The organism is Micromonospora sp. C97, assembly GCF_018070385.1.
GTDB lineage: Bacteria > Actinomycetota > Actinomycetes > Mycobacteriales > Micromonosporaceae > Micromonospora > Micromonospora parva.
Genome location: NZ_JAGPXU010000002.1, coordinates 571,498 through 594,342, shown reverse-complemented (window position 1 = coordinate 594,342; position 22,845 = coordinate 571,498). Strand labels below are relative to the sequence as shown.

The 22,845-nt window shown below is 72.7% G+C and carries 18 protein-coding genes; 8 read left to right on the top strand and 10 right to left on the bottom strand.

The features are described from left to right. The first annotated feature begins 45 nt into the window (after positions 1-45). From KBX26_RS05950 to KBX26_RS05935, 4 genes are all read left to right on the top strand, one after another. Complete coding sequence (locus KBX26_RS05950; RefSeq protein ID WP_030328066.1) at positions 46-882, top strand: MBL fold metallo-hydrolase; 837 nt, start codon at positions 46-48, stop codon at positions 880-882. Next, a complete protein-coding gene (locus KBX26_RS05945) occupies positions 879-4,532 on the top strand; it encodes an adenylate/guanylate cyclase domain-containing protein (RefSeq protein ID WP_210864892.1) in 3,654 nt (1,217 codons plus the stop codon). Before KBX26_RS05950 ends, KBX26_RS05945 begins: the two co-directional genes overlap by 4 nt. 126 nt (positions 4,533-4,658) lie before the next feature. Further along, the gene (locus tag KBX26_RS05940) at positions 4,659-5,162 is read left to right on the top strand and encodes a hypothetical protein (RefSeq protein WP_030328062.1); all 504 of its coding nucleotides are present in this window, start codon (positions 4,659-4,661) and stop codon (positions 5,160-5,162) included. 30 nt (positions 5,163-5,192) lie between these two features. After that, positions 5,193-6,689 (top strand): serine/threonine-protein kinase, encoded by a 1,497-nt coding sequence (locus KBX26_RS05935; protein WP_030328060.1) that lies wholly within the window; start codon positions 5,193-5,195, stop codon positions 6,687-6,689. Here KBX26_RS05935 and KBX26_RS05930 read toward each other — a convergent pair. Beyond that, positions 6,676-7,008 carry a hypothetical protein gene (locus tag KBX26_RS05930; protein WP_210864891.1) on the bottom strand — a complete coding sequence of 111 codons (333 nt, stop codon included), beginning with the start codon at positions 7,006-7,008 and terminating at the stop codon, positions 6,676-6,678. The two genes, KBX26_RS05935 and KBX26_RS05930, sit on opposite strands and share 14 nt — an antisense overlap. 178 nt (positions 7,009-7,186) lie before the next feature. On the opposite strand from KBX26_RS05930, the gene KBX26_RS05925 reads away from it, so the two are divergent. Continuing rightward, entirely contained in the window at positions 7,187-8,128 is a 942-nt protein-coding gene (locus KBX26_RS05925) for a transporter substrate-binding domain-containing protein (RefSeq protein WP_210864890.1), read from the top strand. Further along, positions 8,125-9,339, top strand: coding sequence for a hypothetical protein (locus KBX26_RS05920; RefSeq protein WP_210864889.1), 1,215 nt, complete (start codon positions 8,125-8,127; stop codon positions 9,337-9,339). The genes KBX26_RS05925 and KBX26_RS05920 overlap by 4 nt, the downstream gene beginning before the upstream one ends. 111 nt (positions 9,340-9,450) lie before the next feature. Here the strand turns inward: KBX26_RS05920 and KBX26_RS05915 are convergent, their stop codons facing one another. The 9 genes from KBX26_RS05915 to KBX26_RS05875 form a co-directional block, all read right to left on the bottom strand. Next, positions 9,451-10,614 (bottom strand): acyl-CoA dehydrogenase family protein, encoded by a 1,164-nt coding sequence (locus KBX26_RS05915; RefSeq protein WP_210864888.1) that lies wholly within the window; start codon positions 10,612-10,614, stop codon positions 9,451-9,453. Beyond that, positions 10,611-12,647 carry a biotin carboxylase N-terminal domain-containing protein gene (locus tag KBX26_RS05910; protein ID WP_210864887.1) on the bottom strand — a complete coding sequence of 679 codons (2,037 nt, stop codon included), beginning with the start codon at positions 12,645-12,647 and terminating at the stop codon, positions 10,611-10,613. Before KBX26_RS05910 ends, KBX26_RS05915 begins: the two co-directional genes overlap by 4 nt. Positions 12,648-12,658: 11 nt before the next feature. Next, positions 12,659-14,260: an acyl-CoA carboxylase subunit beta gene (locus KBX26_RS05905; RefSeq protein WP_210864886.1), complete on the bottom strand. Its 1,602-nt coding sequence runs from the start codon at positions 14,258-14,260 to the stop codon at positions 12,659-12,661. After that, positions 14,257-15,453, bottom strand: coding sequence for an acyl-CoA dehydrogenase family protein (locus tag KBX26_RS05900; RefSeq protein ID WP_210864885.1), 1,197 nt, complete (start codon positions 15,451-15,453; stop codon positions 14,257-14,259). The genes KBX26_RS05905 and KBX26_RS05900 overlap by 4 nt, the downstream gene beginning before the upstream one ends. Then, on the bottom strand, positions 15,450-17,123 hold the full coding sequence (locus tag KBX26_RS05895) for an acyclic terpene utilization AtuA family protein (RefSeq protein WP_210864884.1): 1,674 nt from the start codon (positions 17,121-17,123) through the stop codon (positions 15,450-15,452). Before KBX26_RS05895 ends, KBX26_RS05900 begins: the two co-directional genes overlap by 4 nt. After that, entirely contained in the window at positions 17,120-17,917 is a 798-nt protein-coding gene (locus KBX26_RS05890; RefSeq protein ID WP_030328041.1) for a TIGR03084 family metal-binding protein, read from the bottom strand. Before KBX26_RS05890 ends, KBX26_RS05895 begins: the two co-directional genes overlap by 4 nt. Positions 17,918-17,954: 37 nt before the next feature. Next, complete coding sequence (locus KBX26_RS05885) at positions 17,955-18,560, bottom strand: TetR/AcrR family transcriptional regulator (RefSeq protein WP_030328039.1); 606 nt, start codon at positions 18,558-18,560, stop codon at positions 17,955-17,957. A 670-nt stretch (positions 18,561-19,230) separates the two neighbouring features. After that, on the bottom strand, positions 19,231-19,974 hold the full coding sequence (locus KBX26_RS05880; protein WP_210864883.1) for a metallophosphoesterase: 744 nt from the start codon (positions 19,972-19,974) through the stop codon (positions 19,231-19,233). A gap of 114 nt (positions 19,975-20,088) precedes the next feature. Further along, positions 20,089-20,766: a Crp/Fnr family transcriptional regulator gene (locus KBX26_RS05875; RefSeq protein ID WP_007466162.1), complete on the bottom strand. Its 678-nt coding sequence runs from the start codon at positions 20,764-20,766 to the stop codon at positions 20,089-20,091. A gap of 143 nt (positions 20,767-20,909) precedes the next feature. On the opposite strand from KBX26_RS05875, the gene KBX26_RS05870 reads away from it, so the two are divergent. After that, complete coding sequence (locus KBX26_RS05870; RefSeq protein WP_210864882.1) at positions 20,910-21,617, top strand: adenosylcobinamide amidohydrolase; 708 nt, start codon at positions 20,910-20,912, stop codon at positions 21,615-21,617. 11 nt (positions 21,618-21,628) lie between these two features. Then, positions 21,629-22,807: a CapA family protein gene (locus tag KBX26_RS05865; RefSeq protein WP_030328033.1), complete on the top strand. Its 1,179-nt coding sequence runs from the start codon at positions 21,629-21,631 to the stop codon at positions 22,805-22,807. Positions 22,808-22,845 lie beyond the last annotated feature (38 nt).

The following is a 22,845-nucleotide window of genomic DNA, read 5'->3' as shown; positions in this document are numbered from 1 at the left end:
TGCAAGATCGTGGGGTGTGGCGGGCGGGGTCGTACGATCGCAGCCATGAGCGGGCACGTGACGGGGGCGGTGGCGGCGCTTGCCGACGAGTTGCCCCGCTGGGTTTCGCTGCTGCGTGCCCCCAACCCGGGGCCGATGACCCTCGACGGCACCAACACCTGGGTGCTGCGCGCCCCGGCCGCCGAGTACGCCACGGTGGTCGACCCGGGGCCGGCCGACGAGGGGCACCTGACCCGGATCGTCGAGCACGGTCCGGTCGGGCTGATCCTGATCACCCACGGCCATCCCGACCACACCGAGGGCGCCGCCCGGCTGAGCGAGCTGCTCGGCGCGGTGCCCGTCCTCGCCGTCGACCCGGCGCACACCATCGGCGTGGAACCGCTGACCGGGCCGGGCGAGAGCTTCGGTGACTTCGGTCTGCGCATCCGTCCGCTGCCGACGCCGGGGCACACCGCCGACTCGGTCTGCTTCCTGGTCGAGCACGACGACGAGCGGGTGGTGCTCACCGGCGACACCATCCTCGGCCGGGGCACCACCGTGGTCGCCCACCCGGATGGGCACCTCGGTGACTACCTGACCAGCCTGGAGCTGCTGTCCGCGTACCGGGGGATTCCGGCGTTGCCCGGACACGGCCCGGCGCTGGCCGACTGCGCCGCCGCCGCCGATTTCTACCTCGCCCACCGTCGGGCCCGGCTCGACCAGGTCCGGGCGGCGGTCGCCGCCGGTGCCCACACTCCCGCCGACGTGGTGGCAGCGGTCTACGCGGACGTGGACCGCTCGCTCTGGTGGGCGGCCGAATGGTCGGTCCGTGCCCAGCTGGAGTATCTGGGCGTCGACACCGGGGAATCCCCGCCCGGGGTCAGTGGGTTGGAGCACATGTGACCTGCCCCGTGTGTGGAACCGTTGCCGTTCCCGGTGCGCGGTTCTGCCACAACTGCGGTGCCGCGCTGCCGGCCGCCGCCACGTTGCCGGCGGCCGAGCGTCGGGTGGTCACCGTGCTCTTCGGCGACCTCTCCGAGTTCACCTCCTGGTCGGAGGACCTCGACCCGGAACGCGTCGGCGCGGTCACCGACCGGGTGCTCGCCGCCCTCGCCGGTGCGGTGAAGACCTTCGGCGGGCACGTCGACAAGCTGACCGGTGACGGCATCATGGCGGTCTTCGGCGCCCCGGTGGCGCACGAGGACGACGCCGAACGCGCCGTGCGGGCCGCCCTGTCCATGCAGCGGGCCGTCCGGCGGGTGCTCGACGACGAGCGGGGCGGCGGCGCGCCGCTCGGGCTGCGGGTCGGGTTGAACACCGGCGACGTCATCGCGGGCATCCAGGCCGCCATCGAGTACACGGTCATCGGCGACACGGTGAACACCGCGGCCCGGCTCGCCGACGCCGCCGCGGTCGGAGCCGTCTACGCCGGCGGGCGGACCGCCGCGGCGACCAGGCACGTCTCCTCCTGGCGGGCGTTGCGCCCACTGCGGCTCAAGGGCAAGCGTGAACCGGTCGAGGCGTACGAGCTGTTGGGTCTGCTGGACGCGCCGGGCACCCGCTCGGGGCTCGGCGACGAGGCGCCGTACGTCGGCCGGGAGACGGAGATCGGTCGGGTCGCCGGCCGGCTCGCCGAGGTGATCGACCAGGGCGACCCACGGGTACTGCTGATGACCGCCGAGGCGGGTATCGGCAAGTCCCGGTTCGCCGCCGAGGTGGAGCGCCTCGCCGCCGGGTACGACGTCGGTGCCGGCCGGTACGCGGCGCACACCGGGGCCCGGGTGCTCTCGGTGCGCTGTGCCGCGTTCGGCGAGCGGCGCCGGCTCGCGCCCCTCGCCGACCTGGTGCGGGCCGCTGTCGGCCTGCCCAGCGACGCGTCCACCGCACTGACCCGCCCGGCGGTGGAGGAGCGGCTGCGTCGGCTCGGGCAGCGGCTCGCCCGATCCGGTGCGGAGACCGCGCCGATCGCCACCGAGCAGCTGCTCGCCCTGCTCGGCTATGCCGAACTCCCGGCGCACGGCGGCACCGACAGCGGCGAGTGGGGCGGGTCGGGTACCCCGGCCGCGGATGCCGAAGTGGTGCCGAACGCGGTCGCCGACCTGCTCAGCGGGCTCGCCTCGGAGGCCCCGCTGGTGATCGTGGTGGACGACCTGCACGATGCCACCGCAGAGACGATCAGGGCCCTCGGGTTGACGCTGTCCAGGCTCACCGGCCCGGTGCTGGTGCTGCTGCTCGGCCGCCCCGAACTGGTGCGTACCGCCGGAGCGCTGACCCGGGTCGCGGACGCCGAGGTGCACTCGTTGCCGCCGCTGCGCGGCGCCGACGCGGCCCGGCTGCTGACGAGTTACCTCGGCGGCGGCAAGCTGCCCCAGGCCGACGCCGACCGGTTGCTCGCCACCGCCCAGGGCAACCCGTTCTACCTGGCCGAACTGGTCACCCTGCTGATCGAGCGGGGTGCGCTCACCACCGAGTCGGTGCGCGGTGCCGGTGCCGCGTCCGTCCGCGGCGTCGCCGTGGAGCGGTCCGGTTCCGGTGATCGGGAGCAGAGCGGGACGGCCAGTTGGCGGTTGGTGCCGGGTTCGCTGGGCAGCCGGCTGCTCTCCCGCGACCTCGCCGCCGTGCTGGCGGCCCGGATCGACGCGCTGCCGCCGGACGCCCGGTCGGTGCTGCGCGACGCGGCGGTCACCGGTGACACGGTGCCGACCGGCGCGCTGGAGGCGATGCGCGAGCAGCGGGCCGGTCGCGACGGCCGGCCGTCGGCGGTGGTCGCCGTCGAACTCGACCGGGCGGTCGAGGAGTTGCTGCAACGCCGGATGCTGCACCGCTCGCGTGCCGGCTACTCGTTCGCGACGCCGCTCATGCGGGAGGCCGCGTACGCCGGGGTGAGCAAGGCCGAGTTGGCTGAGCGGCACGCCGCGCTGGCCCGCTGGGCGGCACCGGTGGACGATGCCACGCCGAGCACGGTGGGCGGGTTCACCGACGAGGCCCGGGACGACTTCGTGGCGATGCACGTCGAGCGGGCCGCCACGCTCGCCGACGCGGTGAAGCTGCGTCCGGACGCGCCGGCCCGGGCGGTGGTTCCGCTCGGCGTCGCCGCGCTCGGCCGGGCCGCGCGCCGGTCGCTGTCCGCCGGTGAGCCGGCAATGGCCGTCGAGTACGCCGAGCGCGCCACCGAACTGGCCCGCGACGGGGTGCCGGCCGCCGACCAGGTGGTGCACGCCCGGGCGTTGCTCCAGGTCGGCCGGGTCTCCGACGCGTTGGCGTACGCCGAGAAGATCGCCGCGAACGCGCGGGACGAGGCCACCCGGGTCAGCGCCCTGCTGCTGGCGGGGCAGGCCCAGGAGACCCTCGGGGACCAGGGCCGGGCGGTGACCGCCTGGCAGGAGGCGTTGCAGGTGGCCACGGAGGGTCAGCTGCCCACCCAGCGCGCCACGGCCATGCGCCGGCTCGGCATGGCCGACTTCGTGGCCGGGCGGTTGAGTCAGGCGAGCAGTCGGTTGGCGGCCGCGTACCAGGTGAGCCTGGGCGTCCAGGACAGGCGCGGGCAGGCGTGGTCCCTGCAGAACCTGGCCTGGGTGACCACCACCCGGGGTGACTTCGCCGGCACCGACGCGGTGCTCGGCCGGGCGGCCCGGCTCTTCGCCGAGCTGAAGGATCCGTACGGGCGGGCCTGGTTGCGCGGCACCACGGCGTTCGCCCGGCTGCTCGCCGGTCGACTGCGCGAGGCGTGTCGGATGGCGCAGGTGTTCCTGCCGTTCGGTGAGCGGGTCGGCGAGGCGTGGGCGGTGGGGACGTTGCGCGCGGTGGCGGCGTTCGCCACCGCCGAGCTGGGCGATCTGGCCGAGGCGGACCGGGAGGCCCGGCGGGCGTACCGGGAGTTCGCTGCCGCCTCCGACGACTGGGGCCGAGGTTTCGCCCTGGTGGTGCGGGCGGTGGTGGCGCGCGGGCTGGGCGAGCCGGAGCACGCGGCCGACCTGCTCACCGACGCCCTGGCGTACGCGGAGCGCACCTCGCACCCGCTGCTCACCGGGATGGCCGGGACGCTGCGGGGCTTCGTCGCGTTGGACATGGGCGACTGCGAGACGGCCGAGCAGGTGGCCCGGGCGGTGCTGACCGCCGTGGAGCCGCACAACCCGCAGGCCCCGGCGCAGGTGGCGCCCCGGGTGCTGCTGGCGACGGCCCGGCTCGCCGCCGGCGACTCGGCGACCGCTGTGGGACTGCTCGCTCCGGTGGCCACTGCCGCCGCCAACGCACCCTCGCTGCTCTTCTCCCGCCGCCAGACGATGGCCCAGTACGCTGCGGCGCTGCTCGCGCACGGTCAGCGGGAGCAGGCGTTGGACTGGGCCCGCCGAGCGGTCGGCGCACCCGCCGAGGACGTGCGCAGCCAGGTGATCGCGGCGAGTGTGCTGGCCGAGGCGTTGGCCGCCTGCGGACGCCCGGCGGAGGCGCTGTCCTGTGCGCAGGAGGCGGTCCGCCTGGCGTACGCGACCGAGCAGCGCAGCGAGCGGGCCGCGGCGGACGCCCTCCACGCCCGCCTGGCCGCAGTGGTCTGAACCGTCCCGGGGAGGGTGCAGGTTCTGCCGGTTCTGGGGATGTGGTGCCCGGGGTGAGGGGCTAGCGTGTCACCACCGCGTACGGGTCCACAGTGGTGACCGTCGCCGTGCCTGGGGAGGCCCTTCATGAAGCTGCCGCGATCCATCGCGGGCTGGACCATCGCGGTCTTCGGCGTGCTGGCGCTGGTGATGGGCGCGGTCGGGCTGCTCTGGCCGGAGGCACAGCTGCGCATGCTCGGGTTCGAGGTGCCGGCGACGCGGGCCGTCGGTGACCACACCGGGACGTTCCTGCTGGCGTCGTCGATGGCGGCGTTCAACATGGGCGTCTACTACCTGCTCGCCACGGTGACCGAGTGGCGGGTGTTCTTCCGCTTCACAGTGGTCTTCCGGCTGGTCACGTTCACCGTGTTCACTATCGCGGTGCTGGCCGACATCGCTCCCGACCGGTTCTTCGGGGTGGCGGCGTGGGAGGGGCTGGGCGCGGTCGCCACCGCCATCGGTCTGCGTCTGGATGCCCGACGGGGCATCCCGGCCGGCGGGTCCGGAACGTCCGAGGGTGCCGGGACGACCGCGGTCGCCGAGGAGGGTACCGGTCCCACCGGTGCGGCTCCGGCGGACGCGGCGCGCTGAGCCATCGGTCGGGTTGGGTATTTTCGAGCGGTGACCGACTCCCCGACCGGCGGCGTGCGCGTGCCGATCGTGCCCGGCCTGACTGATTTGCGGGTCTTTGCCCGGGGCGGGTACGCGACCGTCTACCAAGCCACCCAGATCTCCGTGGACCGCGAGGTCGCCGTCAAGGTCGAGAACCGGACGCTGGACAGCGAGCGCGACCAGGCCCGCTTCCTGCGCGAGGCGCGGGCCGCCGGGCGGATGTCGTCACACCCGCACGTGGTGGACCTCTTCGACGTGGGGGTCACCATCGATCAGCACCCCTACCTGATCATGGAACTCTGCGACGGCTCGTACGCCGAACGGATGCGCACCTCGCCGCTGGGCCCGGTGGAGGCCCGCGACCTGGGCATCAAGATCGCGGACGCGCTGGCCCACTCGCACGCCGCCGGGGTGCTGCACCGGGACGTGAAACCGGCCAACATCCTCTACTCGGGCTTCAACTCGGCGGTGCTCGCCGACTTCGGGCTCGCCGTCCTCGCCGAGCACCGGGACGCCTCGGTCACCCTCGAGGTGCTCACCCCGGCGTACGCGCCGCCGGAGATGTTCAGCCACAGCCCGCCATCGCCGGCCGTCGACGTGTACGCGCTCTGCGCCACCCTCTACGCGGTGATGCACGGCCGACCGCCGCGCTGGCAGTCCGAGCGCAACCCGAGCCTGGTCACCGTGCTGGAGATGTTCAACCAGCCGCTCCCCGCCCTGCCGGGCGTGCCGGACGAGCTGATCGACGTGCTGCGCGCGGGCATGGCCAACGACCCGGGCGAGCGCCCCTCCGCCCTGGAGTTGCACGACCTGCTCAGCAACCTGCCGCTCGGCTCGCCGTCGGCACCGGTCAGCGGCGCTCCGATCAGCGGGGGCGCGACGCTGTCCGGCCCGTACGCGGCCAGCCAGCCGGTGCCCCGCCCACCCGTTGAGGACACCCAGCCGACCCTCTCCACCGGCCGGCGTTGGCGGCGGTGGCTCTTCGGCGGCATCGGGGTGCTCGCCCTGGCCGCCTCCGCGACCGCCGGGGCCTGGGTCGCGGATCGGGCGCCACCACCCACCCCATACCCGTCCGCCACCCAGATCGCCGCGCCGGCGACCGGGCCGTTGCCCGGCTGCGCGACCGGCACCGGTGGGCCCACCGCCCTGCCCGAGGGCGCCCGGTGCCTGCCCGAGCTGGAGTGCTTCGGCCCGATGCGGATCCGCGGCAGCCGCGCCGAGGCGGCCCGGCTGTCCTGCGCCGGCCGACACACCTGGGAGACGTACGCCGAGGGCATCCTGCCGGTGTCGCTGGTCGGCGCCACCTACGACGAGGTGGCCGCCGCTGAACCGGTGCGGCAGGTGTGCAGCGTCACCACGTTCCGACTGACCACCGGGATCGCCGAGGTGACCGGCTGGCACCTGGAGGTGCTACCGCCGGTCGACGGCAGCATCGACCGGACCTACCGGTGTCTGGCGGGGCGCGGCGTGGACGCGCTCACCGCGCCCACGCTCACCGGCCGCTGAGGCCGTTCGACCCGCGTCGGCGGTCACGCACCGCACGCAACGCGTCCCGACTGTCCAACGCGTCGAGGGTGTCCGCGTCGATGCCGTACGGCATCAGCTCGGGCGGCCCGACGGCTGCCGACCGGTCCACCGGCTCCGGACCGTCGACCTGACGAGCGGCGGAGACGGCCACCCCGGCGACCATGGTCATCAGCACGCAGAGCAGCGCGAGAACCACGCCGAGCAGATCCTGCCGGCGCCACACGACCAGCATGACCAGCGGCGCAAGGGCTCCGAGCGCCGCGAGCACCGCCACTGTGCGCGCATCGGGTCTGGGCAATCGGCTCACCCGTCCAGCATGTCGTGACGAGGCCGGCTGTCAACCGCAGAGCCGACTGTCGTGCCGATCGGCGTCGATCCCGGCCGACCCGGCCGACATGGCCCACGGCACCCACACGGACTGGACAAGAACCGCTACTCTCAGTGTCCCGCAGGCTCTTCCGGCAGCGAGGTCGCCCATGAGCTCAGGCAGTTCGCAATCCCGGCTCCGCTCGATCGCGTCGACGCTGGCGGTCGCCCTGACTCTCACCCTGGCCGCTGCCGCCGGTTGCGACAGCCGCAAGGAACCGGAGTTGTTGTCGGTGCAGGAGAAGATGCGCGAGACCCACATCTACGGCCAGTCGAAGCTGCGCATCGGTGTCGCCACGAACGAGCCGCTCATGGGTGAGTTGCGAAACGGCCAGCACGTCGGGTTCGACGTCGAGATCGCCCGGTACATCGCGGCCTCCCTCGGCTACGAGGGTGAGCAGCGGCTGGAGTTCGTGTCGGTCGCCACCGAGGACCGCATCCCGTCACTCCAGGGCGGCACCGTCGACCTGGTGGTGTCCAGCTTCTCCATGACCGAGGACCGTAAGAAGCTGGTCAGCTTCGCCGGGCCGTACTTCGTCACCACGCAGGAGGTGATGGTGCCGGTCCGACTCAAGGACAAGATCCGCACCATTGAGGACCTGCGCGACCCGGCCTACAAGGTCTGCACCAGCGGCGGCTCCACCACCGAGGCCGAGTTGGAGAAGCACCAGGTCAAGACGTTCGTGGTCAAGGACGTCGGCGACTGCGTCGACGGCATCCGGAAGGGCCGCTACGACGCGGTCAGCTCCGACGAGTCGATCCTCGCCGGTTTCCTGGCCAGCTTCCCCAAGGAGTTCGAGATCGTCGACATGCCGTTCGGCACCAGCGAGTTGCTGGGCATCGGCGTGCCGATCGGTGATCCCGCGCTGCGCGACCTGGTCGCGTACTTCTTGCAGAAGAGCTACGAGCAGGGTCGCGACGGGGATGCCAGCCCCTGGCAGACCGCGTACAACCGAACCCTCGGCCCGTGGCTGAAGGCCGAGAAGCGCCAGCCGCAGCCGCTGGAGGTGCCGAAGCTCGTCGACTTCGACGACAAGGCGCCCGCGAAGTGAGCGCGGCACCGACCGCCACCGGCGGCGACGGGCCGGTGCCGCCGCCCCGCAGCTCCGTGCCCGGCGGCGCTGCCGAGGCGCCGAGAGTCGACGGTACGGTCACCGCAAGACCGGTCGTCGACCCTCCACCGGCCGGACCGGACGGTGAGGTCGCCTGGCCGGCCGCCGTGCCGGTCGCCGAACCAGCCGAACCGGTCGTCGCCGAGGTGCAGCCCGGGCGGGTCCGCTGGGATCCTGCGGAGCGGCGAGCCCGAGCCAGCCAGTCGTTCTGGACCGCCGTGGTGGGCGTACCCGCGATCTTCTCGGTGCTCCGCCTCGGCGTGGAGGCCGGCGGCGAGCTTCAGACCACGCTGCTGCTGGTGGCCAACGTCGGGCCGGTCAACCTGCTCGCCGGCTTCCTGACCACGGCGGCCCGGCTGCTCTCCACCGGCCTGGTCGCGGTGTTCGCGCTCGGCGCGGTGCTGGCCGTCAGCGCGGACCGACTCCCGCCGGGCGCCCGGCGTCGCCCGCTCTTCGCCCGCTGGGCCGACATCACGCCGGCCTGGGTGGTGCTGGCCAGCTTCCTGCTCGCCCTGATCACCTGGCCGTTGCTCTACCTTCCGCTGCTGTTGCCGGCGTTCGTGGCCGCGTTCCAGCTGCGCCCCGGGCGGCTGCACGAACGGGTAGTGCCTCGGCTGCTGCTGATCGGCGCGCTGCTCGCCGGGTACGGCTGGCTGATGCTGCCGACTCTGCGTGCGGCGGTGCAGCAGGGTGGCGAGTTGCTGGTGATCGCGCTCATCGTGGTGCCTCCGCTGCTGGCCCTGTTCATCGCGGGGCCGCTGCCGGGCATGGTGATCCGGCCGCTGGCGTCGGTGACCGAGGTGGCGGTGCTCGCCACCCTGGTCTGGGCAGCGGTGCCGGTGATCAGCACACCGGTGCTGCCGCTGACCGTCACCACCGTGGGCCCGGAGAGTGGGCCCACCGAGGACGTCCGCGGGCACGTGGTCACCACCGACGACGTCAACATGGTGATTCTCCAGGAACGGGGTGGGGTCCGGTACGTCCCTGTCGATCAGGTCCGCGCCCAGGTGCTCTGCCCGAGCGAGGAGGAGTTGCCCCGCCACCAACTGCGCATTCACGACTTCCACGTCGAGGATTCACTGTTGGAGGGCATGGGTCGTCGGGTCCGCCCGGTCCACCGCATCGACGCCGCCTGCCGTACGCCGGCCTGACCCCGTCCCGCCCCTTATGCCGCGATCTTGCACTTACTGTCCCGACGTAAAGGGCATCTCACGCATATCGACGACCGAAACTGCAAGATCGGCGTGGCCGTGCAGGCCGGGTCAGTACGACTTGTCCTGGCCGAGGACGTGTTGGGCCACGAAGTTGAGGATCATCTCGCGGCTGACCGGGGCGATCCGGCCGGCCCGGACCGCGCCGAGCAGGGTCGCCACCCCGTACTCGGTGGTCATGCCGGCCCCGCCGAGCACCTGGACGGCGGTGTCCACGGCGAGCGCGGCGGCCTCACCGGCCGCGTACTTGGCCATGTTGCCGGACACCCCGGCCTCCAGGTCGCGGCCGGCGTCGTACAGCGTGGCCGCCTTCTGGATCATGAGCCGGGCCAGCTCCACCTGCACCGCCGCGTGGGCCAGCGGGTGCGACACGCCCTGGTGGGTGCCGATGGTCCGACCACCCCAGACCTTGCGGGTGGCGGTGTACTCGCTGGCCCGCTCGATGGCGTACCGGCCGGTGCCGGCGCCCATCGCGGCCACCGTGATCCGCTCCGGGTTGAGCCCGGCGAAGAGTGCCGGCAGTCCCGCGTCCAGCGACTCACCGAGCAGCGCGTCGGCGGGCACCCGCACGTCGTCCAGGTAGAGCAGGAACTGGTTCTCCGGAGACACGATCTCCATGTCCAGCTTGGACCGGGTCAGCCCGGCCGCGTCGGTCGGCACCAGGAACAACGCCGGCTTGAGCTTGCCGGTCGAGGAATCCTCGGTACGCGCCACCACCAGCACGTGCCCGGCCTCGTCGACTCCGGAGATGTAGCACTTGCGACCGTTGAGCACCCAGTCGTCACCGTCGCGCCGGGCCACCGTGCCGAGCCGGTGGAAGTTGGAACCGGCCTCCGGCTCGGTGATCGCGAAGACGATCTTCTGGGAGCCGTCGGCCAGGCCCGGCAGGTGCCGTTTGCGCTGCTCCTCGGTGCCGTGTCGGTTGATCACGGTCGCCGCGATGGCTGGGGAGACCACCAGCAGCAGCAACGGGCAACCGGCCGCCGCCAACTCCTCGCAGACGATGGCCAGTTCGGTGATGCCGCCGCCCCCGCCACCGTACTCGGTGGGGATGTTGACCCCCAGGTAGCCGAGCCGTCCCGCCTCGGCCCACAACTCGGTGGTGTGCTCACCGGCCTTCGCCTTCTCGACGAAGTAGCCGTGGCCGTAGCGGCGGCCCAGGGCCCGCACGGCGTCGCGCAACTGGTCCTGCTCGGGGCTGAGGTCGAAGGTCATCGGGGGTCCTCCTCGGGATTCGACGGCTCCAGATCGGCGGATGCGGGGGAGCTGTCGATGACGGCCAGCACTGCGCCCGCCTGCACCTGACCACCGGTCGGCACCGGCAACTCGGCGACCACACCGTCGATCGGGGCGAGCACGGGATGTTCGAGCTTCATCGCTTCCAACGTGAGCAGCGGATCGCCGGCCCTGACCCGCTGGCCGACCTGGACGTGCACCCGGGTCACGGCGCCGGGCAGCGGCGCGAGCAGCGACCCCGCACCCACTTCCGTCGTGGGCAGGGGAAGGCGCGGCAGCTCGGTCAGGCTCGCCGCCCCGTCCGGGCCGTCCACGAAGACAGCCGACCCCACCCGGTGTACGCGGTACCCGCGCCGAACCCCGTCGACGTCGAGCACCACCCGGTCCGCTGCGGCCTGAACCAGCGCCACTGCCGGCGGGTCCGCCGACCCAGCGGCGTCGGAGCCCGGGGCTGTGCTGCCCCAGTCCGCGAGCCGGCCGGTCCGGTCCAGGCGGTAGCGGACCTCGATCTCGTGGCCGTCCGACTGGACGAGGCGGGTGACCTGCGGGACGGCGGGCACGTTGCGCCACCCGGAAGGGAGCCCGGACAGCACCGGCGCGGTCGCCCGACGGTGCGCCGCGCCCGCCAGCGCGGCGGCGAGGGCGGTGAGCGGCACCTGCTCGGTGGGGAGCAGTGGGTCGAAGACCTCCGGGTGCCGGTCCAGGAAACCCGTGTCGATCTCCACGGCGGCGAACGCGGGGCTGCGCAGCACCCGGACCAGCAGGTCCCGGTTGGTGGTCACCCCGTGCAGCTCGGCCCGGGTCAGCGCGCCGGCCAGCAGCCGGGTCGCCTCCGCCCGGGTACGACCCCAGGCGATCAGCTTCGCGAGCATCGAGTCGTAGTGCACCCCGACCACCGAGCCGGCCACCACACCCGAGTCGAGCCGCAGCCCCGGCCCGGCCAGCCCACCGAACTCGGTCACCACCGCGCCGACGCTGAACCGGTGCAGCGTCCCGGTGTCCGGCCGCCACCCCGCCGCCGCGTCCTCGGCGCACAGGCGCACCTCGATCGCGTGCCCGGTGCTCCCCGGAAGGTCCGCCGGCAGCGGCCCACCCTCGGCGACGAGCAGTTGCAACCCCACCAGATCCAGGCCGGTGCACAACTCGGTGACCGGGTGCTCCACCTGGAGCCGGGTGTTCATCTCCAGGAAGAAGAACTCGCCACCCGGGGCGAGCAGGAACTCCACAGTGCCCGCGCCCAGGTAGTCCACCGCCCGCCCGGCCGCCACCGCCGCCTCGTGCAACGCCGTCCGCACCCGCTCCGGTACGACCGCCGGTGCCTCCTCGACGATCTTCTGGTGCCGCCGCTGGATCGAGCATTCCCGGTCGCCGAGCGCCACCACCCGACCGTGGGTGTCGCCGAAGATCTGCACCTCGACGTGCCGGCCGCGCTCGACGTACCGCTCGATGAAGACAGTGCCGTCGCCGAACGCGGCAGCCGCCTCGCGGCGCGCGGAGGCGACCGCCTCGGCCAGCTCGTCGGCGGCCCGGACGATCCGCATCCCCCGGCCGCCACCGCCGGCCGACGCCTTCAGCAGCACCGGGAAGTCCGTGATCTCGTCCGGGTCGGTCCAACTGGGCAGCATCGGCACGCCCGCCTCGGCGAGCAACGCCTTCGCCGCCAGCTTGTCGCCCATCGCGGCGATCACCTTGACCGGCGGCCCGACCCAGGTCAGGCCGGCGTCGGTCACCGCCGCCGCGAACTCGGCGTTCTCGGCGAGAAACCCGTAACCGGGATGGACGGCGTCCGCGCCGGTGCGCCGGGCCGCGTCCAGGATCAGATCCACCCGCAGGTACGTCTCGGCCGGCGTGTTCCCGGGCAGCCGGACCGCCTGGTCGGCTTCGGCGACAAACGGCGCGTCCCCGTCCGCGTCCGAGTGCACGGCGACGGTCTGCACGCCCATCGCACGGCAGGTGGCGAAGATCCGACGGGCGATCTCGCCCCGGTTGGCCACGAGCAAGCGTTCGATCATCGATTGACCCCTCACATCCGGAAGATGCCGTAGCCGTCGGCACCCTTGACGGGTCCGTTGTGGATCGCCGAGAGGCAGAGCCCGAGGACGGTCCGGGTGTCCCGAGGATCGATCACCCCGTCGTCGTAGAGCCGGCCGGAGAGGAAGAGTGCCCCGGACTGCGACTCGATCTGCTGCTCGACCATCATCCGCATCGCCGCGTCGGACTCCTCGTCGTAGTCGCGCCCCCGGGCGGCAGCCGCCTGCCGGGCCACGATGGACAGCACCCCCGCCAGCTGCGCCGGGCCCATCACCGCCGACTTCGCGTTCGGCCAGGTGAACAGGAACCTCGGCTCGTACGCCCGGCCGCACATGCCGTAGTTGCCCGCCCCGTACGAGGCACCCAGGTTCACCGTCAGGTGCGGCACCGTCGAGTTCGACACCGCGTTGATCATCAGGGCGCCGTGCTTGATGATGCCGCGCTGCTCGTACTCGGTGCCGACCATGTAGCCGGTGGTGTTCTGCAAGAAGATCAACGGGGTGTCCGAGGCGTTCGCGAGCTGGATGAACTGGGCCGCCTTCTGCGCCTCCGCGCTGAACAGCACCCCTCGGGCGTTCGCCAGCACCCCCACCGGGTACCCGTGCAGCTCGCCCCAACCGGTGACCAGCGCGTCCCCGTACGCCGGCTTGAACTCGTCGAAGTCGCTGCCGTCGAGGATCCGGGCCAGCACCTCCCGGGGGTCGAACGGCACCTTCAGGTCGGCGCTGGTGATGCCGAGCAACTCCTCCGGGTCGTACTTCGGCGGCTGCGGCACCGCCGTACGCGGCGACGGGCCCTGCTTACGCCAGTTCAGCCGGCGGACACACTGCCGGGCCAGCCGGATGCCGTCCCGCTCGTCGGCGGCCAGGTAGTCGGCGAGCCCGGACGTGCCGGCGTGCATCGCCGCGCCACCCAACGACTCGTCGTCGGTGACCTCGCCGGTCGCCATCTTCACCAGCGGCGGACCGGCCAGGTAGACCTGGGACCGGTCCCGAATCATGATCACGTGATCGGACATCCCCGGCACGTACGCGCCACCGGCCGTCGCGTTGCCGAAGACCACGCTGACAGTGGGGATGCCCGCCGCCGAGAGCCGGGTCAGGTCACGAAACACCCGACCACCGGGGATGAAGATCTCCGCCTGGGTGGGCAGATCCGCCCCGGCCGACTCGACCAGGTTGACCATGGGCAGCCGGTTGGCCAGCGCGATCTCGCCGGCCCGCCGGGTCTTCGCCAGCGACCACGGATTGACAGCGCCGCCGCGTACGGTCGGATCGTTCGCGACGATCAGGCACTCCACGCCCTCGACCACCCCGATACCGGTGACCACGCTGGCTCCGACGGGGAAGTCCGAGCCGTACGCGGCGACCGGCGACAACTCCAGGAAAGGGCTGTCGGCGTCCACCAGCAGCTCGATCCGCTCCCGGGGGAGCAGCTTGCCGCGGGCGTGGTGCCGGGTCACGTACTTCTCGCCACCACCGGCCCGCGCCTGGTCCAGCGCGGCGTCCAACTCGGCCAGCCGCTCCAGCAACGCCGCCCGGTTCGCCACATACGAGGGCGCGGACGGGTCGACCGAGCTGTCCAGGATCGTCATAAGCCCATGCCCTTCGCGATGATCTCGTTCATGATCTCGGTGGTGCCGCCGCCGATGCCGAGGATCCGCGCGTCGCGGTAGTGCCGCTCCACCTCGGCGTCGCGCAGGTAGCCGAAGCCGCCGTGCAGCTGCAACGCCTGGTCGACGACGTGGTCGCAGGCGGCCACCGCCATGTTCTTGGCCATCGCCACCTCGGTCACCACCGGCTCGCCGGCAGCCACCCGAGCGGCGACGTCGTGCACGTACGACCGGGCCGCCTCGGTGCGGGTGTGCATCTCGGCCAACCGGTGCCTGATCAGCTGCCGGCTGGCCAGCGGACGCCCGAAGGTCTCCCGGTCCCGGCACCAACGCACCGCCAGCTCGACGCAGCGCTGCGCGGTCGCGTACGCCTGGGTCGCCAGCGACAGCCGTTCCGCAGCGAAGTGCTGCATGATCGCCAGGAAGCCGGTGTTCTCCGCGCCGATCCGGTTGGCGACCGGCACCCGTACGTCAGCGAAGGACAGCTCGGCGGTGTCCGAGCAGTGCCAGCCCAGCTTCTCCAACCGGCGTCCCACGGTGAACCCGGGCGACCCCTTGTCGATGACCAGCAGGGTGAGTTCACCGCTGCCGGGGAAGTCGGTACACACGGCGGTGGTCACGAAGTCGGCCCGGTGGCCGCTGGTGATGTACGTCTTCGACCCGTTCACCACGTAGTGGTCGCCGTCGCGGCGGGCGGTCGTGCGGATGCCCGCCACGTCCGAACCGCCGTCCGGCTCGGTGATGGCCAGCGCCCCGATCATCGTGCCGGACAGGGTGGGCCGGACGTACCGCTCGATCAGGCTGTCGTCGGCTGGGGACGCGGTGCCGCCGAGCCGACCGCCCAGCGAGCCGCCGGTGCGGGCACCGGCCGCCGCGACCATGTGCGGCAACGCGATCCCGTGCGTGAACAGGGCCGCCACCAGCCCGGACGAGCCGCCGGAGCGGATCAGCTCCTCGGTCACGATGATCGAGTCGAGCAGGTCACCGCCGCTGCCACCGACCGACTCCGGGAAGCCGATGCCGAGCAGGCCGAGCTTCGCGGCGGTCGCGTGCAACGCCCGGGGCACCTCGCCGGCCCGCTCCCAGTCGTCCAGGTGCGGCAACACCTCCCGGGTCACGAACGCCCGGGTCAGTTCGCGCAGTTGCCGGCGCTCCGGGGTGTCCACGATGCTCATCGCGCCTCCGTCGACAGGTCGGCCGGCAGGTCGACGATCCGGGCGCGCAGCAGCTCGCCGAGCGCCTTGGCCTGCGGGTCGAACCGGGTGGACGCGGCCACCCCCGCGCCGAGCAGACCCTCGATCACGAAGTTGACAGCACGCAGGTTCGACAACTCGTAGCGCCGCACGGTCAGCGGCGCGGTCTCCGGCAGTAGTTCCGCCAGCCGGTCGACTGTCAGCCAGGCCCGCAGCCAGGCGTACCCGGCGTCGGAACGCGCCCAGACACCGAGGTTGGCATCCCCGCCCTTGTCCCCGGAGCGCGCGCCGACCACCTCGCCGAGCGCCCCGCGCCGGGTCGAGCCGTTGACCGCCACCTCGTCACCCGAGGCGGGCTCGTCCTGCGCTGTGGGGGCGGTGCGGATCGGCGGGGCGATCGGCACCCGCTCGCCACCGGGCAGCACCGCGACGTGCGCCACCGCGTCCTGCGGCACCGCGTCGGCGGTGAAGACGCCGTACGGTGTCGCGTCGCCGGGCACCGTGGTCAGGGTGCAGCCCGGGTACGAGGCCAGGGCCAACTCCACCGCGGCGGCCGAGAACGCCCGACCGGCCCGCGTCTTGTCGCCGTCACGCAGGTGTACGTGCAGCAGGGCGCTGGCCGCCTCGGTGTCGGCGGCGTTCTCGTGGTCGGTGCGGGCCAGCGTGAACTCCAGCCCGTCAGCGCCCACCGCCTCCTCGATCTGCCCTCGGACCAGTGCCGCCTTCGCCTCGATGTGCAGACCGCAGAGGACGAACGTCATCGAGTTGCGGAAGCCGCCGAGGTTGTTGACGCCCACCTTGAGGGTTGGCGGTGGCGGCGTGCCCCGTACGCCGGAGACCCGGACCCGGTCCGGCCCGTCGGCGTGCAGCGCCACGGTGTCCAGTCGGGTGACCACATCCGGCCCGAGATAGGACGGCCCGCCGATCTCGTAGAGCAGTTGGGCGGTGACCGTCTCCACGGTGACCGCGCCACCGGTGCCCGGATGTTTGGTGACCACCGACGAGCCGTCGGAGTGCACCTCGACGATCGGGAACCCGGGCCGGTGACCGCCGTCGGGCAGTTCGGTGAAGAAGCTGAAGTTGCCGCCGGTGACCTGTGCGCCGCACTCGACGAGGTGCCCCGCGACGGTGGCCCCGGCCAGCTCGTCGAGGTCGTCGCGGCCCCACCCGTACCAGGCGATGGCCGGGCCGACCACCAGCGACGCGTCGGTGACCCGGCCGGTGACCACCACGTCGGCACCCGCGTCCAGGCAGGCGGCGATCCCGAACGCGCCGAGGTAGGCGTTAGCGCTCAACGCGTCCGGCCGCTGGATCGTGTCGCCCTCGACGTATCCGATCCGGGCCGGCAGGCCGAGCCGGTTGGCGAGCTTCTCGATGGCCGCGGCCAGGCCGGCCGGGTTCAACCCGCCGGCGTTGGTCACGATCCGCACCCCTCGGTCGAGGGCGGTGCCGAGGCAGGTCTCCAGTTGCCGCAGGAACGTCTTCGCGTAGCCCAGGTCGCTGTCACGGAGACGATCCCGGGCCAGGATCAGCATGGTCAACTCGGCCAGGTAGTCGCCGGTCAGCACGTCCAGCTCACCGCCGTCGAGCATCTCCCGCCAGGCGGTGAACCGGTCGCCGTAGAAGCCGGAGGCGTTGCCGATACGGATCATGCCCGTACCCCGTTCCCGCCGGCCGGCTTGCGGCCGTCACCCGGCGGCCCGGCGAAGGCCTGTGCCACGTCGAGCCAGTCGTCGGCGACCGGCCCGGTGGCGACCAGTGCGAGGTCCGCACGGTGTCGGCGCTGGGTGACCAGCTGGCAGAAGTCCCGGGCCGGGCCGGTGACCCGGTCGGCGGCGTCCGCCGGGCCCCAGCTCCACGTGTCGCCGCCGGGCCCGACCAGCTCGACCCGGACCGGCGCCGTCGGCGCCTCCCGGCCGTGCGCGATGAAACCGTGCCCGAGGGTACGCACGCCCAGGTGCGCCACGTGCCGAAGCCGGTCGCTGTCGGGGCGGACCACGCCGAGGGCGTCGGCGACGTCCCCGCCGTGTGCCCAGGTCTCCATGAGCCGGGCGGTGGCCATCGAGGTGGCCGACATCCGGGTGCCGTACCAGGGCAGTTTGTCACCGGCCGGAACGGCGGCCAGCGCGTCGACGAGCGCGGTTCGTCCGGCCCGCCAGCGGGCGAGCAGCTCGGCCGGCGGTGCCAGGAACTCCTCGGCCCCCGCGTCGACCATCCGCGTCACGTCCGGCGCGGAGGTCACCGTCGCGTAGAACGCCTCCGCGTCGGTGGCGGCCAACAGTGCCACGTGGTCGGTCCAGGCGAGGTGTGCGATCTGATGCCCGATGCTCCAGCCCGGCGCGGGGGTCGGCCTCGCCCAGTCGGCTGCGGGCAGTGTGGCCACCAGGGCGTCCAGCTGGGCGGACTCGTCGGCCAGGTCCGTGAGCAGGTCGCTGAGGTCGACCATGGTGCCTCCGGTCGGTGGGGGCCGGTGCGGCCGGCGGTCAGGGGGTGAGCAGAGTGGTGAGCTGGCGCTTCCAGGTGGTCAGCAGGGCGGCCCGGCGGGCCGAGTCGTCGCTGAGCAGGTTGGCCACCCCGAGCCCGCGGAGCAGGTCGAGGGTGGCCTGCACCGCTTCGCGGACGCCGGGTCGACGCTCGTCGACACCGAGCAGGGCGACGGTGAGCCGGTGCATCTCCCGCCCGACCGTCGCCTCCAGCGGCACCAGGGCGTCGCGGAGTTCCCGGTCGGTGCGGGCGGCGACCCAGAGCTCAAGCGCGGCCACGAAAAGCGGACCGGTGAACGCCACGGCGAGCAGGTCGACGACCCGGTCCAACCGTTGTGGGCCAGCAGGTAACGCTTCGGCCTCGGTGCGCAACTCGTCGGCCCGACGCTCGGCCAGGTGAGCCACGGCGGCCGTGACCAGCGCCGCCTTCGTCGGGTAGTGGTGCAGCTGAGCCCCACGGGAAACACCGGCCCGCGCCGCGACGACGGTGGTCGTGGTGCCGGACCAACCGTGCTCGATCAGGCAGTCGACGGTCGCCTCCAGCAGCCGGGCCTGGGTGGCGCGGCTGCGTTCCTGCTGGGGGACACGCGTCGATGCGGGGGGCACGCGAACAGCCTGGGGCCTACGAAACAAACAGTCAAGACTGACTTTTTCTAGGCCCGTGTCGCTCGGGCGCGAGCCGGGCGGGCTCGGGCCCCGCGAAGGCGCAGTGGACGGGTGACGGGACTTCGGGTGGGCCATGGCGCGGCGGGGTGGGTGTTGGGACGGCGGGTGGTGATGGGCCGGCGGGTGGTGATGGGACGCGGATGGGTGGGGGACGGCGGATGGTGACGGCGTGGCGTGGCGGTGGCGCCGCCCAGGAGACGGCATGGGGGCAGTGGCCTCGCTTTGGAGCTGATGTCACAAACGAATCACCCGTCGGCCCCGCTGCCTGCTGCCCCTTGCCCCTTGCTCCTTGCTCCTTGCTCGTTGCTGATGCCTGATGCCCACTGCCCGTTGCCCACTGGCCTTGCCTTGGATCGGCCTGCCGATCACCGACCGCTGATGCCGCAAACGATTCAGCTCCAAAGGGCCCCTGACCCGTAATCGGAGTGCTGCCGGCGTGGCCGTCGGGTGCCTGCTCGGCGACCGCCGGACGCCGTGTCAGCGGCTGTCGGGCGGTCTTCCCAGCGACGGGCCGCCAACTGTGCGCCGTCTCGGGCCGTCGGCTGTGCGCCGTCTCGGACCGTCGGCTCCATGCCTCGGCCCGCCGCCGTTGCGCCGTCAGGCTGCCGGGTCAGCGGCCGTCGCGGGGGCCGAAGACGGTCAGCGCGTCGGCGTCGCTGTGTCGGGAGCGCAGGTACTCGTCGGCCCAGGCGGCGGCATCGGGGAAGGTCGACTCCGCTGCCACCCGCGCGCAGGCGGCGTCCACGTCGAAGGCGGTGCGGCGCAGTTGGACGCCCGGCCCGAGCAGCGCCCACCACGCTCCGGCGCCCCCGTACGGCATGCCGATGCTGCCCGGGTTCACCACCAGCCGCCGGTCGACCAGCCGGGTGAAGGGCATGTGCGTGTGGCCGCAGACCACCGTGGAAACCTCGGCGGGAAGACCGTCGAACACCTCCGCCCAGCGGGCCAACCGGGAGTCGACGAGCACCACCTCCTCGTCGTCGCGGGGCGTCGCGTGGCAGAACAGCGTCGGCCCGAGGCCGTTTACCTCCAACGTCACCGTCGCCGGCAGCGCGCCCAGCCGGGCCACCTGGTCGTCACGCAGTTGCCCGGCGGCCCAGTTCGACACCTCGATCGACGCGGGATGCCCGGCCCGGGCCTCGACCAGCTCGCGATCGGCGTTGCCACCGACCCAGCACACCCGGTCGCCAAGGTCGGTGAGCACGTCCAGCACCTCGACCGGTTGCGGACCCGCGGCGATGTCACCGGTGAGCACGATCAGATCGGCGGTGGCGACGTCCGGCTCAGCCAGTACGGCCTCCAGCGCCGGCAGAACACCATGGATGTCGGAGAGCACCGCAACACGGTTCACCATGGCCCCACCCTCACCGCTGGTACCGCCTCGGGGCCAGCGATTCTGCGCCAGGCAGATGGCAAACGTCCCCGCCTGCGGCCGGCACCGGCCGCAGGCGGGGACGTGCTGTGCCGCTCAGACGCGGGCGCGACGGGCCAGGCGCTCCGGGTCCAGAATGATGATGCTCTTGCCGTCCAGGCGCAGCCAGCCGCGCGAGGCGAAGTCGGCCAGCGCCTTGTTCACGGTCTCCCGGGAGGCGCCGACGAGTTGGGCGATCTCCTCCTGGGTGAGGTCGTGGGTCACCCGCAGAACGCCACCGTCGCGGGTGCCGAAGCGACCCGCCATCTGCAGCAGGTTCTTGGCGACCCGGCCCGGCACGTCCGTGAAGATCAGGTCGGCGAGCGAGTCGTTGGTCCGGCGCAGTCGACGGGCCAACACCCGGAGCAACTGCTCGGCGATCTCCGGGCGGTTGTTGAGCCACGGCCGCAGCGCCTGCTTACGCAGCCGCACCAGCCGGGTGTCGGTCACCGCGGTAGCGGTCGCCGTACGCGGACCCGGGTCGAAGAGCGACAGCTCACCGACCATGTCCGACGGCCCCATCACCGCGATCAGGTTCTGCCGGCCGTCCGCCGCGCGGCGACCAACCTTGATCTTCCCGGACAGCAGGATGTAGAGGCTGTCACCGGGCTCGCCCTCATTGAAGACGATCTCGCCCTTGCGGACCTCGATCGTCTCCATCTCCTTGGCAAGCGCCTCGGCAGCTTCCGGGTCAACACCCTGGAAGATCCCGCTGCGGGCCAGTACCTCGTCCATTGCGCACCTCCGGTTGCGCGTGCCGTCCGTCGGCCGGGGCCGCCGTCCGCTGATCCCCTCGCGCGCCGCCAAGTCTAGGCGCACGTGAGCATGAATCAGAGGTCGCCCCTGGAATCTTGATCGTTGGGCGTAACCTGCCCGACGTGCTAAGCGAGCCGATTCTGACCAGCCGCGCCGAGGACGGGCGGCACGTCCCGCTGCTCGTCTGGCGCGCGGACGTCCCGCTGCGGGCGGTGAGCAGTGGCCCGCTGGGCGGTGGCATCGGGGTCCGGCGGTGGGTGCTGAACGCGACGGTACCGATGTCGTACGACCGGGAGGACCCCGCGGCGCACCTGGCCTCGCTCGCCGCTGAGCTGGCCCTCGACGGCGCCGGGGTCGGTCTGTTGACCGGCGTCGATGTGGCCGAGGTGGTGGCGCGGACCGACACCGGGGTGCGGGCCTGGGCGACGGTCGGGCTCGGCACGCCGGTGCCCGCGGCCGCGCCGACGCCGGCCGCGCTCGCCGAACGCGTCGGCACAGTCAACATCGTGGTGTACGTGCCGGCCCGGCTCGCCGACTCGGCACTCGTCAACGCGGTGGCCACCGCGACCGAGGCGAAGACCCAGGCGATCACCGAGCTGGGGGTGCCCGGGACCGGCACGCCCACCGACGCGGTCACCGTGCTCTGCCCGGTGGACGGGCCGGTGGCCGCGTACGGCGGGCCACGCTCCACCTGGGGCGCCCCGCTCGCCCGAGCGGTGCACGCGGCAGTCCTGGCCGGCGGCGCCCGGCCGGTCGTGCCGTGGTCTGAGCAGCTCAAGGGTGCAAAGTCCAACCGATCGGCCATCGTCGGCGGGTTTAACGACCGGTAGGGTCGCGGGCGATGTACGCTCCCGCCCCCCTCGCGTCCCGCCCGCGTCGCCGCGTCGCCCTCGGCCTCGCCGCGCTGCTGGCCGCCCTCCTCGTGGCCGGCTGTGCCGACCCCGGTGGTGAGGCACCCGTCTGGCAGCCCGGCGCGGGAGGTGGTGGCACCGGCGCACCGGTCTCCACCGCCGGCCCGAAGGCCACCGGGCCCGCCTCCTCCGGTGCGGGTGGCGCGATCTCGCTCTCCGCCACCGGCGACATCATCATGGGCAACGCGCCCAGTCGGCTGCCCGCCGCCGGCGGTAAGGGCTTCTTCAACTCGGTCACCGAGGCGCTCAAGGCCGATCTGGTGATGGGCAACCTGGAGGAGCCGCTGACCGTCGACACCGGCACCGGCAAGTGCGGGGCGAACTCCACCCGCTGCTTCCAGTTCCGCGCCCCGCCGGAGTACGCCGGGCACCTGCGCGACGCCGGCTTCGACGTGCTCAACCAGGCCAACAACCACGGCTACGACTACGGCCCGAAGGGCTACGAGAACACCCAGAAGGCGCTGCAGAAGTACGAGCTGGAGCACACCGGCGCGCCGAACGAGATCACCGTGGTCGACGTCAAGGGCGTCAAGGTCGCTGTCGCCGGCTTCTCGTCGTACGTCTGGTCCAACAGTCTCGTCGACATCGCCAAGGCGAAGACAGTCGTTGCCAAGGCCGCCACCATGGCCGACCTGGTCGTGGTGCAGGTGCACATGGGCGGCGAGGGCGCCGACAAGACCCGGGTGAAGCCGGGCACCGAGATGTTCCTGGGCGAGAACCGGGGCGACCCGGTGAAGTTCTCACACGCGATGATCGACGCCGGCGCTGACCTGATCGTCGGGCACGGCCCGCACGTGCTGCGCGGGATGGAGTTCTACCAGGGCCGGCTGATCGCGTACAGCCTGGGCAACTTCGCCGGCGGCGGCAACTCGCTGAGCAACGCCGGTCGCCTCGGCTGGGGCGGGGTGCTGAAGGTGTCGCTCAAGCCGGACGGTAGCTGGGCGGGTGGTTCGTTCACCTCCACGTACATGAACTCCGCCGGCAAGCCGACGATGGACCCGGACGACCGGGGCCTGGGTCTGGTCACCGAGTTGAGCCGCGCCGACTTCCCGAAGGCCGGCGCCCGGTTCGACGGGCAGGGGAAGATCTCGCCGCCAACCGCCGGCTGACCCGAGGAGGACGTCCGGGGTGCGACGTAGGCTGACCG

Bases quoted from the DNA above. Each gene is read 5' to 3' on its own strand.
- KBX26_RS05865 (WP_030328033.1), top strand. From the start codon at position 21,629: ATGTACGCTCCCGCCCCCCTCGCGTCCCGCCCGCGTCGCCGCGTCGCC.
- KBX26_RS05890 (WP_030328041.1), bottom strand. From the start codon at position 17,917: ATGGTCGACCTCAGCGACCTGCTCACGGACCTGGCCGACGAGTCCGCC.
- KBX26_RS05950 (WP_030328066.1), top strand. From the start codon at position 46: ATGAGCGGGCACGTGACGGGGGCGGTGGCGGCGCTTGCCGACGAGTTG.
- KBX26_RS05940 (WP_030328062.1), top strand. From the start codon at position 4,659: ATGAAGCTGCCGCGATCCATCGCGGGCTGGACCATCGCGGTCTTCGGC.
- KBX26_RS05925 (WP_210864890.1), top strand. From the start codon at position 7,187: ATGAGCTCAGGCAGTTCGCAATCCCGGCTCCGCTCGATCGCGTCGACG.
- KBX26_RS05875 (WP_007466162.1), bottom strand. From the start codon at position 20,766: ATGGACGAGGTACTGGCCCGCAGCGGGATCTTCCAGGGTGTTGACCCG.
- KBX26_RS05895 (WP_210864884.1), bottom strand. From the start codon at position 17,123: ATGATCCGTATCGGCAACGCCTCCGGCTTCTACGGCGACCGGTTCACC.
- KBX26_RS05880 (WP_210864883.1), bottom strand. From the start codon at position 19,974: ATGGTGAACCGTGTTGCGGTGCTCTCCGACATCCATGGTGTTCTGCCG.
- KBX26_RS05905 (WP_210864886.1), bottom strand. From the start codon at position 14,260: ATGACGATCCTGGACAGCTCGGTCGACCCGTCCGCGCCCTCGTATGTG.
- KBX26_RS05910 (WP_210864887.1), bottom strand. From the start codon at position 12,647: ATGATCGAACGCTTGCTCGTGGCCAACCGGGGCGAGATCGCCCGTCGG.
- KBX26_RS05900 (WP_210864885.1), bottom strand. From the start codon at position 15,453: ATGAGCATCGTGGACACCCCGGAGCGCCGGCAACTGCGCGAACTGACC.
- KBX26_RS05915 (WP_210864888.1), bottom strand. From the start codon at position 10,614: ATGACCTTCGACCTCAGCCCCGAGCAGGACCAGTTGCGCGACGCCGTG.